This window comes from Streptosporangium sp. NPDC003464 (assembly GCF_053588315.1).
Window position 1 is genome coordinate 1 of record NZ_JBSFPS010000292.1, and the last position, 12,326, is coordinate 12,326.

General features: G+C 75.5%; 9 protein-coding genes and 1 pseudogene. 4 read left to right on the forward strand and 6 right to left on the reverse strand.

What is annotated here, in order from left to right; genetic code table 11:
• The coding region (locus ACWDS7_RS40720; protein ID WP_451933629.1) for an AMP-binding protein at nucleotides 1-2,501 on the reverse strand (2,501 nt) is incomplete at its 3' end.
• Between the two features lie 297 nt (nucleotides 2,502-2,798).
• Between ACWDS7_RS40720 and ACWDS7_RS40725 the strand changes: the two genes are divergently transcribed.
• The 4 genes from ACWDS7_RS40725 to pabB are packed head-to-tail and all read left to right on the forward strand — an operon-like array spanning nucleotide 2,799 to nucleotide 7,814.
• Nucleotides 2,799-3,527 carry a Phenylacetic acid catabolic protein gene (locus ACWDS7_RS40725; protein WP_306875121.1) on the forward strand — a complete coding sequence of 243 codons (729 nt, stop codon included), beginning with the start codon at nucleotides 2,799-2,801 and terminating at the stop codon, nucleotides 3,525-3,527.
• Nucleotides 3,506-4,084 (forward strand): hypothetical protein, encoded by a 579-nt coding sequence (locus tag ACWDS7_RS40730; RefSeq protein WP_451933630.1) that lies wholly within the window; start codon nucleotides 3,506-3,508, stop codon nucleotides 4,082-4,084. Before ACWDS7_RS40725 ends, ACWDS7_RS40730 begins: the two co-directional genes overlap by 22 nt.
• The gene (locus ACWDS7_RS40735) at nucleotides 4,077-5,657 is read left to right on the forward strand and encodes an AMP-binding protein (protein WP_451933631.1); all 1,581 of its coding nucleotides are present in this window, start codon (nucleotides 4,077-4,079) and stop codon (nucleotides 5,655-5,657) included. Before ACWDS7_RS40730 ends, ACWDS7_RS40735 begins: the two co-directional genes overlap by 8 nt.
• A 54-nt stretch (nucleotides 5,658-5,711) precedes the next feature.
• The gene (gene pabB / locus ACWDS7_RS40740) at nucleotides 5,712-7,814 is read left to right on the forward strand and encodes an aminodeoxychorismate synthase component I (protein WP_451933632.1); all 2,103 of its coding nucleotides are present in this window, start codon (nucleotides 5,712-5,714) and stop codon (nucleotides 7,812-7,814) included.
• On the opposite strand, the gene ACWDS7_RS40745 is transcribed toward pabB, so the two are convergent.
• From ACWDS7_RS40745 to ACWDS7_RS40765, 5 genes and pseudogenes are all read right to left on the reverse strand, one after another.
• The gene (locus ACWDS7_RS40745; RefSeq protein WP_306875131.1) at nucleotides 7,768-8,499 is read right to left on the reverse strand and encodes a response regulator transcription factor; all 732 of its coding nucleotides are present in this window, start codon (nucleotides 8,497-8,499) and stop codon (nucleotides 7,768-7,770) included. The genes pabB and ACWDS7_RS40745 overlap by 47 nt on opposite strands.
• Nucleotides 8,500-8,594: 95 nt before the next feature.
• Nucleotides 8,595-10,208, reverse strand: a complete 1,614-nt coding sequence (locus ACWDS7_RS40750; RefSeq protein WP_451933633.1) for an ABC transporter ATP-binding protein — start codon at nucleotides 10,206-10,208, stop codon at nucleotides 8,595-8,597.
• Nucleotides 10,205-11,005 (reverse strand): ABC transporter permease subunit, encoded by an 801-nt coding sequence (locus tag ACWDS7_RS40755; protein WP_451933634.1) that lies wholly within the window; start codon nucleotides 11,003-11,005, stop codon nucleotides 10,205-10,207. Before ACWDS7_RS40755 ends, ACWDS7_RS40750 begins: the two co-directional genes overlap by 4 nt.
• Nucleotides 11,002-12,024 (reverse strand): ABC transporter permease, encoded by a 1,023-nt coding sequence (locus ACWDS7_RS40760; RefSeq protein ID WP_451933635.1) that lies wholly within the window; start codon nucleotides 12,022-12,024, stop codon nucleotides 11,002-11,004. The genes ACWDS7_RS40755 and ACWDS7_RS40760 overlap by 4 nt, the downstream gene beginning before the upstream one ends.
• Nucleotides 12,009-12,326, reverse strand: a pseudogene (locus ACWDS7_RS40765) (ABC transporter substrate-binding protein); the annotation flags it as partial. The pseudogene ACWDS7_RS40765 and the gene ACWDS7_RS40760, both read right to left, overlap by 16 nt.

The following is a 12,326-nucleotide window of genomic DNA, read 5'->3' on the forward strand; positions in this document are numbered from 1 at the left end:
TGCGACACCTCCACACCCTTCGGCTCACCCGTCGACCCCGACGTGAAGATCACATACGCCGGCGCACCCGGATCCACCTCCACCGGCCCCGCCAGCCGGTCGTCGCCGCAGAGGGCGGCCACGTCGTCGACGGAGGCCACCGCCCGCGACAGCGCGGCGATCCGCTCCCGGCGGGCCCGCGGCTGGTCCACGCCCACCGGCACGTAGACGCCGCCGGCCGCCAGCACGCCGAGCACGGCGACGATCTGGTCGGCCCCCTTCGGCAGGGAGACGGTCACGGCGTCACCCGGCCCGACGCCCCGCGAGCGCAGCGAGGCCGCCACCCGCAGCGCCCGGCCGGCGAGCTCACCGTACGTCAGGCCGCCGCCGTCCCGGACCAGCGCGGCCCGCTCCGGCTCCGCCGCGGCCAGGGCGAAGAAACGCGAATGCAGCAGTCCCGGCGGCACCGGCCCCCGGGTGTCGTTGACCCGGCCACGGACCGCACGCTGCTCCTGGGGGAGGAGGTCGGGGACGGGCCCGTCCCAGCCGTCCCCGTCCAGCCAGCCGAGCAGGCGGGAGAAGGCTCCGGCCATCCCGTCCAGCACGCCCGCCGGGAACAGCTCCTCGACGGCGTCCCAGTTGAACTGCAGCCCGCCCGCCACCTCGACCACCTGGTGGTCCAGCCACACCTGGGGCGTCTGGGAGAGCATCCAGCCGAGGTCGCCCAGGCTCTTCTGGACGTCGGCGCCCACCAGGTCGCCCATGCCGACGGCGCTGGTGAACACCACGGGGGCGGTCACCTGGCCGGCGCGGCGGCCGCGGCTGAGGTCCCGGAGCACCTCCACCCCCGAGTACGCCGAGTGCGCGACGTCGGCCTGGAAGCGGCTCTGCAGCGTCCTGGCCCGGTCCGCGAAGGACATCTCCTCCGACAGGTCGATCTGGAGCAGGAGCAGGTTGGTGAAGTCGGCGACCATCCGCGGCACGTCGGGGTGGAGCGTCTGCCGGTCGAACAGCGGGAGGTTGAGCAGGAAGCGGGGCCGGCCGCTCCACGCGCCCACCACCTCGGCGAGCGCCGTCGCCAGGACCATCGGCAGCGTCAGGCCGTGCCCGCGGGCCCGCTCGGCCAGCCGCTGCCGCACCTCGGGCGGCATCCAGTGGTCGCGGCGGACCACGCGCACCCGCTCGACCCGCTCCGGCTCGACGGCCAGCGGGAGCCGGGGACCGGCCGGCAGGTCGGCGAGGCGCTCCTGCCAGTACTCCCGGTCCGTACGGCGGTCCTGCCGGCGCCGGGCCTCCTGCTCGGCGAGGTAGGTGGGGAATCCGTAGGTGAGCGGGGGCAGCGGGTCATCGGGCCGGGAGTAGAGAGCGGCCAGGTCCTCAAGGATGATCTGGATGCTGCGCACGTCGGCGACGAGCAGGTCGAAGCCGGCGTGCAGCCGGTGGGCGCCGCCGGGCAGCAGGGTGAGCCAGAGGTCGAACACCTCGCCGCGCTCCACCTCCAGGCGGCGGTGGGAGAGCCTCTCCCGGAGCGCGGCGAGCCGTCCGGCGACCGCCTCCGCGGGCTGCTCGCGCAGGTCGTGCACGGTCAGGCCGGGCCACGGGCCGCGGTCGAGGATCTGCTGGGTGCCGTCGTCGAGGAAGCGCGTGCGCAGCAGCGCGTGCCGCCGCAGCAGCGCACGGACGGCCTCCTCCAGCGCCGGCGCGTCCACGCCGGCGCCGTCGAACTCGGCGTAGAAGTGGCAGCCGACGCCGCCGAGCACCTGGCGGTCCTGGCGGCCGATCCAGTAGGCGTGCTGCACAGGGGTGAGTCCGAACGGGGCGCTCTCGTCCACCTCCGGCACCGCCTCCGGCGCCGGCCGCTGCCCGCCCGTGCGGGCCGACAGCAGCGCCCACCAGGCCGCGAGCGTGGGCCGGTCGAAAAGGTCGGCGAACTTGACCTCCGCGCCCCCGCGCTGCCACTCGCCGGCCAGCTGCATCGTGCGGATGGAGTCGAGGCCGTGGCGGACCAGGTCGTCGTCGTCGCCCAGCTCCGCGGGGTCCATGCCGAGCACGGCGGCGACGGTCAGGCGGACGGCGTCGGGCGTCAGCGGCCCGGCGCCGGCCGGGGCGGGCGTCCGGCCGGGGGTGCCCGCCGCCCACTCCCCCGCGGCGGGCCGGGGCGCGGGGGAGAGCGAGTCGGCCCGCAGCACCTCGATCTCGCCGTGGCGGTAGCGGTTGAGCAGGGCGGCGCGTCCTGGCCCGTCCCCGGTGTCCGGGCCGAGCTGCCCGGGGGCGACGAGCGCGACGGTCTCGGCCACCACCTCGTGCTCCTCGGCCACGACGGCGCGCATCCGGCCGGCGAGCTCGGCCAGCCGAGCAGGCGGGAGATCCCGCTCCGTCTCGGCCGTCAGCAGCAGGCCGCCGCCGGAGATCGGCTGCAGCACACGGCACGGGCGCCCGGTGGCCTCCGCCAGCGTGCGTTCCAGATCCTCCGGGCGATGAATGCGATCCTGAACGGTCAGATCGTGTCGCCGCGTCGCCATGTCCCACATAGCGAATCACCCTGGCACGGGCCTCGGAGAACAGGCAATCAACGGAAAGACCTGAGCCGGGGAAAGCGGGCGGGCAGGGTAGCCGATATGTGATTAAGTATGGCTTGCCTAAGTCACGGAAGGCGCCGCCGTGTCCTGCGACAATGTGAAAGATATATCCGTTCGGCCCCATCCACGGGCCTGTCGGAAATAATTCACCACCTATTTCGAGGTGCCCGATCGGGCACTTGACCCCCTCCGCGGACCGTCCTAGCTTCGGCATGGCCGGCTCTGGAGAGGAGGCGACAGATGTCCAACACGCTCGGGGTTCTCGCGAACCAGGTGGTCTCCGGCCCGGAGGAGGCCCGCGCGCTCGGAGACGATTACGTCACCGCGGTCGGCAAGATTCTCAACAGCCATGTCCGCAACGAGGCGGCGGGGGCCGCGATATTCGACGAGCCGTCGATCGCGCTCGCGCCGACGCCCCGGGAGAAGTGGCTGGCCTGCAGAATGGCGATGGAGGAATACGGGCACCATCTGAAATTCAACAAACTCGCCGCCGAGCTCGGCGTGGAGGACCCGCACGCGCGCTCCCCCCTTTCCGTATTCGAGTACGAGGTGACCACCTGGACCGAATACGTCATGACCAAGGCGATCGTCGACCTCGCCGAGGTCGTCCTGATGGAGGACCTCGCCCACTGCTCCTACCTCCCCCTCCGCAAGCTCTGCCGGTCGCTGATGCCGGAGGAGCGCTTCCACGTCGGGTTCGGCACCACGACCGCGCGGCAGCTGGCGGCCGATCCCGCCGGACGCGACGAGGTACGGCGGGCGGCGCACGAGCTGATCACGATGACGCTCCCCTTCTTCGGCCGCAGCGACTCCAGGAACAACGAGACCTTCCGCCGCTGGGGCATCAAGCGGATGACGAACGACGAGTGCCGCGCGGAGTTCGTCCGCCGGACGCGGGCGCTCCTCGAAGAGGAGCTGGAGCTCGATCACCCGGAAGTGGACGTGCGATGGCACGGCACTTCGAGTTGAGCGCGCCGCCCCCCGGCCTGGCCACGGAGCTGGGGCCGGGCGGCGACCGCGTCGAGCGGCTCCTGCGCGGCGTCTGCGACGCCACCCGGCCGAGCACGGCGCCCGGTTTCACCACCCCCGCGCCGGCGCGGCCCGCCACCCGCTTCACCGTCGTGCGCGACCGGGCCACCGCCACGGCGGCCATGGACCTGGTCGACCCCGGCTGGCTCGCCGATCTTGACCGCCGGCGCGCGGCGGCCCGGTCGCGGCTGCTCGACGCGGGCCGCGAGGAGCAGCTCGAACTGGCCGAGCACGTGGCCATGCTGGTGGCGACCCCCCGGCTCGACCCGGCCGACCAGACGGACCCCGGGGCCCGCGCGGTCTCCGGCGCCCTGCTGTGGCTCATCGGAACGGTCGTGGCCGGCGCCCTCGCCGACGGGGACGGCGAGGAGGACGAGGACGGCACGCTCGCCGAGCTCACCGACCTGCTGACGGACGGGTGGTGGCCGATCGGCCGCGTGAACGGCCGCTTCCTGATCACCCCCTACACCGCCGACCGAGGTGAGCCACGTGACTGAGCTCCCGTCCGTCCGCCCGGCCGTCCGCCGGGACGGCCTCGCGACCGGCATCCGGGTCGGCGGTGACGGGGCCGCCCCGGCGGACGGGGCGCCGGCCGGCCGGACGAACGTCGCGGCCGAGCTCGCCGGGCTCGCGCGGCGCAACGGCTGGGGCCCGGCGCCCGCCTTCCACACCGGTGACCGCGTCTGGAGCCACGGAGAGGTCCACGACCTGGCCGCCCGGACCACCTCGGCCCTGGTCGGGCTGGGTGTGCGGCCGGGTGACCGGGTGATGGTGGCGCACGGCGACGGCATCGCGTGGGTGGCGGCCTTCCTCGGCGCGGCGCGGCTCGGTGCGACGGTCGTGCCGGTCAACCCGGAGCTGACCGCCGCCGACCACGCCTTCATGGCCGAGGACTGCCAGGCCGCCCTCGTCGTCGCCGGGGAGGAGGTGGCCGGCCACTTCGACGGCCTGCCCTGCCTCACCGGCGACCGCCTGCTCGCGCTCGCCGACGGGGCGGCCCCCGGCCCGGTCACGCGGGTCACCGGCGCCACCGCCCTGTACGCCCAGTACACCTCCGGCACGACCGGGGCGCCCAAGGCCGCGCTGCACCGCCACGCCGACCTCGCCCGCTACCACCGCGCGGCCGGGCAGGGGGTGGTGGACATCCGGCGCGGCGACGTGACGCTGTCGGTGTCGAAGCTGTTCTTCGCCTACGGCCTGGGCAACGCGCTGGTGTTCCCGCTGTTCTCCGGCTCGTCGGCGGTCCTGCTCGCCGATCGGCCCGGCCCCGGGCAGATCGAGGAGGCCGTCGAGCGGCACGGCGTCACCGTGCTGTACGCGGTGCCCTCCGCCTACGCCAACCTCGCCGCAGAATGCGCCGGCGCGTCCTTCGCCTCCGTGCGGATCGCGGTGTCGGCGGGCGAGGCGCTCAACGAGACGCTCGCGGCACGGGCACGGGACCTGCTCGCGGCTCCCGTCCTCGACCAGCTCGGCTCGACCGAGGCGGGGCACGCGTTCTGCTCCAACACCTTCCGCTCCGACGAGGCGGGCACGATCGGCCGCCCCCTGGCCGGCTACGAGCTGCAGGTCCGCGACGACGACGGCGGGCCCGTCGCGGACGGCGTGGGAGAGCTCTGGGTCCGCGGCGCCTCCGTCATGAGCGGATACCTCAACCGGCCCGAGCAGACCGCCCGGACGCTGGTGGACGGCTGGCTGCGGACCGGGGACCGCGCCGAGCGCCGCCCCGACGGCGCCTACGTGCACCGCGGCCGGCGCGACGACCTCGAAATGGTCGGCGGCATCACCATGTCGCCCGTGGAGGTGGAGGCGGTCCTGGCCGGGCACCCGGCCGTCGCCGAGGTGGTGGTCGCCGTCGTCGCCGACGAGCGCGGCGCGAGCAAGCTGCGGGCCTTCGTGGTCCCGGCCGTGGCCGACCCCGATCCGGCGCGGCTGCAGGAGGAGCTGATCGCGCTGGCCCGCAGCCGGCTGGCCCCGTTCAAGGTCCCGCGCAGCGTGCGGCTGTGCCGGGCGCTGCCGCGGACGCACACCGGCAAGCTCCGCCGCTTCGCCGTCCGCAACGGGGATTGGTGACCACATGACGGCGGGCAGCCCGCCGCCTCCCGCAGACCGACCCGGGGAACCGCCGTGCGCACTCTGATCATCGACAACTACGACTCCTACACCTACAACCTCTTCCAGCTCATCGCGGAGACCTACGGGGTCGAACCCGTCGTCCTGGCCAACGACGACGACGGCTGGCACCGGATGGACCTGGAGCGGTTCGACGCGCTGATCATCTCCCCCGGTCCCGGGCGGCCGCAGGTGGAGCGCGACATCGGGGCCTGCCTCGACGTGATCCGCGAGTCGGGGCTGCCGGTGCTGGGGGTGTGCCTGGGCCACCAGGCGCTCGGCTGGCTGTCGGGCGCCGACGTGGTGCCGGCCCCGGCCCCGATCCACGGCTACGTCGAGGAGATCCGGCACTGCGGCCGCGATCTGTTCCGCGACCTGCCGCAGGGCTTCCACGCCGTGCGCTACCACTCCCTGTGCGTGGCCACCCCCGCCCCGGACGACCTGGAGATCACCGCGTGGACCGGGGACTCCGTCGTCATGGGGCTGCGGCACCGGACGATGCCGTGGTGGGGGGTGCAGTTCCACCCCGAGTCGATCTCGACGGAGTACGGCCCGGCGCTGCTGCGCAACTTCCGCGAGCTCGCCCTGCCGGCGCGGCGCCGGGAGCACGGCGGGACCCGCCGCGCGCACGGCCCCCGGTGGTCGCTGGAGGTGGAGCGCGTCCCCGGCGCCGCCGACGCCGAGCAGACCTTCACCGAGCTCTTCGGCGCGCAGCCGTACGCGTTCTGGCTGGACAGCAGCCGCACCGGCCAGGGGCTGGCGCGTTTCTCCTTCCTCGGCGACGCGGGCGGCCCCCACGGGGAGGTGCTGTCCTGCAGTCCGGGAGCGGGCAGCGTCCAGGTCCACGACGCCTCGGGGATCGGCACGGCGATCCACAGCTCGATCTTCGACGTGCTGGACGAGCGCGTGCGGGCGCGCGCCGTACCCGCCGATCCCGCGCTGCCGTTCGACCTGAACGGCGGCTACGTGGGGCACTTCGGCTACGAGCTGAAGCGCGACTGCGGCGCGGCCTCGCCGCACGTCTCCCCGCTCCCCGACGCGGTCTGGATGTCGGCCACCCGGTTCGTCGCGATCGACCACGAGGCGGGGCAGACGTGGGCGGTGGCGCTCACCGACGGCGGGCCCCGCAGCGGGGCCCTGGCCAGGCGCTGGGTGGCCGGGGCGGCCGAGGCGTGCCGGCGGGCGGCCGGGAGTCCCGCGGCGGAGGAGGGGCCGCCGGCCGGGGAGGAGTTCGATCCGGAGCCGTGGCTCGTGCGGTCCCGCGCGGACTACCTCGCCGACGTCGAGGAGTGCCTGCGGCTGCTGCGTGCCGGGGAGAGCTACGAGATCTGCCTGACCAACGCGGCGGAGATCCCGTTCGACGGGTCGGCGCGCGCGCTCTACCTGCGCCAGCGCCGCCTCAACCCCGCCCCGTACGCGGCCTACCTGCGCCTGGGCGACCACGAGGTGCTGTGCTCGTCACCGGAGCGCTTCCTCAAGGTCGGCAGGGACGGGGTCGCGGAGTCCAAGCCGATCAAGGGCACCGCCCCGCGCCACCCCGAGCCGCGCAGCGACCAGGCGCTCAGGGACGGGCTCGCGTCGTCGGACAAGACCCGCGCGGAGAACCTGATGATCGTCGACCTGCTCCGCAACGATCTCGGCAGGATCTGCGACATCGGCACGGTGGACGTGCCGCGCTTCATGGCCGTGGAGTCCTACACCACGGTCCACCAGCTTGTCTCCACCGTGCGCGGCCGGCTGCACGAGGGCATGAGCGCGGTGCCGGCCGCGCGCGCCTGTTTCCCCGGCGGGTCGATGACCGGCGCGCCGAAGCTGCGCACGATGGAGATCATCGACAGGCTCGAAGGCCGGGCGCGGGGCCTCTACTCCGGCACGATCGGCTTCTTCGGGCTCAACGGCACCGCGGACCTCAACATCGTCATACGGACCGCGGTCGCCCACTCCGGCAGGCTCACGGTCGGCGCGGGCGGGGCGATCGTGCTCGACTCCGACCCCGTCGAGGAGTACGAGGAGATGCTGCTGAAGGCCAGGGCGCCGCTGCGGGGCCTGAGCGGCCTGCCCGGCGCGCCGGTCAGTCGCGCGGTCCCCGCTCCAGGTCGGGGAGCAGCCCGCGGTTGAGCGCGACGGCGGTCGCGAGCGTCCGGTTGGAGCAGTTGAGCTTGGCCAGGATGTTGGCGACGTGACGTTTGGCGCCGTGCTCGGAGATGCCGAGGCGGCGGGCGATCTGCTTGTTGCTGAGCCCCTCCGCCATCAGGGAGAGGGTCTCCCGCTCGCGTGAGGTCAGCGGCGAGGCGGCGCGGTCGGCCCCGGGGTGCCGCTCGGCCTCCCTCTCCCGGGCGGCCTCGGCGCGCCTGACCCGGGCCAGCAGCTTGCGCGCCAGCGGGCCGGGCATCGGCATGAGGCCGCTGTCGAGGTCGGCCAGGGCGCTGCCCAGGGAGTCGCGCGTCAGGTCGTTCTCGAGCAGGAAGCCGTCGGCCGGCAGTGCCGCCGCCTCGACCAGGGCCCCGTCGCTGGCCGCGCGGAGCAGCAGCAGGATCCGCACGTCGTGCTCGACCGCGGTCCGCGCCAGCTTCTCGGCCACGTGCTGCTCGCCCGGGGTGGGCAGCACCAGGATGTCGGGGCGCCGGGAGCGGAGCAGCTCGACGCCGTGGTCGAAGTCGTCGGTCGCGCAGGTCTCGTCGACCATGGAGAGATCGTCGAGCATCGTGCAGAGCCCGCAGCGGATCACCTCGTTCCCCATGGCCACCAGCACGACCCTGCCGGGGAGATCAGCCTGATCCGAGAGGTGGCGCAGTGAAGTCATCCTCGTCCCGTCGTCGCAGTCGGCCCCCCGACCCGAGGGCGCCTACCCACGGAGGAACCGAGTATTCCCCGGTGTCACCGGCATCGTGGAGCGTGTCACCGGCGCTCGGCGACCGCGCCCGCCTGGCCGGCCCAGCTGATCCGCCCCTCGTCGATCGCGCAGGCGGTGTCGCAGTGCCGGGCGACCAGGTCGAGATCGTGGCTGACCAGGACGACCGTCAGGCCGCGCTCCTCGCGCAGGCGCATCAGCAGCTCCATGAGGGCGTGCGCGGTCCGGGCGTCCAGCGCCGAGGTCACCTCGTCGCAGACGAGCACGGCGGGGTCGGCCGCGAGCGCGCGGGCGAGGGCGATCCGCTGGCGCTGCCCGCCGGACAGCTCGTGCGGCAGGCGGCCGGCGGTCTCGGCGGGCAGGGCCACGTCGGCGAGGAGCCGCTCGACCCGGGCCGGGACGTCGGCGGGATCGGCGCGCCGGTGCAGGCGCATCGGGCGGGCGAGGACCGCGCCGACCGTGCGGACGGGGTTGAGCGCCCCGAGCGGGTCCTGCGGCACGAGCTGGACCAGCCTGCGCTGCTCCCCGGTACGGCGGGCGAGCCGGAGCGGGAGCGGCCGGCCGGCCAGCTCGGCGACGCCTTCGGCGTGCGGGTGCAGGCCGGTGATGGCCCTGGCGAGGGTGGTCTTCCCCGCGCCGGACGGCCCGATGACCGCGTGCGCGGCCCCCTGGCCCAGCTCCAGCTCGACGTCGTGCAGGATGGTCCGGCCGCGCCTGCCCGCGCGGGCGCGCAGCCGCCGCATGGCCAGCGCCGGCGAGCTCCGCGCCGTCCCCGGAGCCGTCCGCCCCGAGCCGGCGCCCGCCCTCGGGACCGGGGCCGTCCGCCCCGAGCCGGCGCCAACTCCCGGGACCGGGGCCGGGCGCGGAACCTGGGCCTCGCCCGCTACCGGCCCCCTCGACGCGTCCAGTGCCGGCCTCCGCGGCGCGTCCGGGGTCGGGAGCCGGGCCGGGCGCGAGATCGCGCCCGCGTCCGCGTCCGGGGCCGGGGTCCGGGGGGCCAGCTCGATCACCCGGTCGGCGACCCGGCCGACCAGGTCCCTGTCGTGGGAGGCCAGGATCACGGCCATGCCGTGGCGGTCGGCGAGCTCCCGGACGAGCAGGCCGATCTCCCCTCCCAGTGACGGGTCCAGGCCCGCGGTCGGCTCGTCGAGGAGCAGCAGGTCCGGACGGCGGGCGAGGGCTCGGGCCAGGGCCAGGCGGCGCTGCTGGCCGCCGGAGAGCTGGTGGGGGCGGCGGGCCAGCAGCTCGTCCCCGGCGGGCAGGCGCACCTCCGCCAGCAGCCGGCGGAGCTCGTCGAGGCCGGGCCGGACCGCGAGCTCGGCCAGCAGGTGGCGGACGCGCATGCGGGGGTTGAGCCGCGCGGCCGGGTCCTGGTCCACCAGGGCGATGTGGTGGCGGCGGAGCAGGCGCAGCCGTACCGGATCAAGGCTCAGGACCTCCTGGCCCAGCACGCGCACCCGCCCTGAGCGGTGGGTCAGGCCCTCCGGCAGCGCCCCCAGCATGCCGCGGAGCGCGGTGGACTTGCCGATCCCCGAGGGCCCGGTCAGGGCCACGACGGCGCCCCGCTCCCCGGTCACCGGGGGCACGTCCACCACGACGCCGCCCGCCGGGTCCGTCAGGACGAGGCCGTCCATCTCCACCACCGCCGTCCTGGAGCTCACAGCCTGATCACCGCCCGCCGTCCGGGCCGTGGTGCGAGCACCTCGGCGGCCGCCTGCACGCTCAGCGCCAGCACTCCGATGGCCAGGCTGGGGACGACGACCGCCCAGGGGTTGAGCAGGATGCCGGGCGCGTTCTCGCGGACCATCAGGGCCCAGTCCGCGGCCGGCGGCTCCGGTCCGACCTCCAGGAAGGCCGCGGTGGTGACCACGTACACGGCCGCCACGAAGCGCAGGCCGAGCAGGACCAGCAGCGTGGCGCGGAGGTTGGGCAGCACCTCGCGCCAGATGAGCTGGGGCAGCCGCTCTCCCCCGGCGGCGGCGGCCTCGACGTACCCCGACCCGGCTATGGGCGCCGCCGCCCCCGCCACCATGCGGACCGCGTACGGCAGGGAGACCACGACGGCCGCGGTGACCAGCGCCACCCGGCCGCCGCCCCGCCAGGAGAGCACCACCAGCAGCACGGCCAGCACCGCGGGCAGCAGGATCATGAGGTCGGCGAGCCGCTCGACCAGCCGGCCGAGGGCGGGGCGCAGCGCGGCCGCCGTCCCCAGCGCCGCGGCGGCGACGGTGACCGCGCACGCCACGGCGAGCGAGGTGAGCAGCAGGTCGCGGCCGCCGGCCAGCAGGCGGCTGAGGACGTCCCGGCCGAGCTCGTCGGCGCCCAGCGGGACGCCGGGGCCGGGCAGCGCGTAGGGGGCGGCGACCGGGGCGTCGATCGCGTGCGGCGCGAGCAGCGGCCCCACCAGCGCGATCGCCGCGATCAGGCCGGCCGGCACGAGGCGGAGCACGGTCCTCATGAGCGCCTCACCGAGGCCCAGCCCCGCACCAGGTCCGCGGCCAGCAGCACGGCGAGGACGGCCACGCTGGTCGCCACCACCACGCCCGCCACCAGGGGGGTGTCCCGGTCGCGGACCGCTCCGGCGAGGACGCTGCCGACGCCCGGGTAGTTGAAGATCGTCTCGACGACGACGGCGCCGCCGAGCAGCATGCCCACCGACGTCGCCGCGCCGGCGGCGATCGCGGGCAGCGCGCCGGGCAGCACGTGCCGCAGCAGCACCCGGCGGGGCGGGAGCCCGTCCAGGACGGCCGCCTCGACGTGGGGCGCGGTGCACTCGTCGGCCAGCGCGGCGCGGACGATGCGGGTGTTCCACCCGATCTGCGGCACGGCGAGCGAGAGCACCGGCAGCACGAGCATGGCCGCCGACGCGGGCCCGCCGCCGCCCGCGGCGGTGACGGTGACCGCGGGCAGCAGGTCCGCCCAGAGCGCGAGGACCAGGACCAGGACGCTCGCGACCACGAACTCCGGCAGCGCCGCCACGATCGTCGACGTCCCCGAGATCGCGCGGTCCAGCGCCGAGGAGGGGCGGAGCGCCGCGGCTCCGGCCAGCGCGAGCGCGGCCGCCACGGTGACGGCGAAGGCGAGGCCGCCGAGCAGCAGCGTGTTGGGGAAGTGGCGGCCCAGGACCTCGGCCACCGGCTCGCCCCGGGACGTCACGCCCAGGTCACCGGCCGGCAGACCGGCCATCCAGCGCAGGAAGCGGATCCAGAGGGGCTGGTCCAGCCCGAGCTCCGCGCTGCGGGCGGCGACGGCCTCGGCCGAGGCGCCCCGGCCGAGGCTGGCGCGCGCGGCGTCGCCGGGCAGGAACTCCATCGCCGCGAAGACCGCGACGAGCAGGGCGGCCAGCAGCGCGACCCGCTGGGCCAGCACGCCCAGTCCCCGCAGGAGGAGGGGCGCCGGCCCGGACGGGGCGGGCCGGGCCGCCCGCCGCGTGGGCGGGCCGGGCACGGCGTGGGCGGCGGTCAGGCGCTCAACCATGCCCGCTCCAGTTGGACCCTGCCGTAACCGGGCAGCCTGGGCAGGCCGCCGACCCCCGCGGCGGCCAGGTCGACGCCGTCGGCCATGCCCCACAGCAGGTAGCCGGAGCGCTCGTGCTCCAGCCGCTGGAGCTCGCGCAGCGCGTCCGCGCGCCGGGCGCCGTCCGGGGTGCCGACGGCCTTGCGGTAGGCAGCGTCGAAGGCCGGGTCCTTCCAGCCGGCCTCGTTCTGGGCGGCGTCGGAGCTGAGGGTCTTGCCGGCGAAGAAGACCACCGAGTCGTTGGTGCCCCAGTAGGTGGTGTA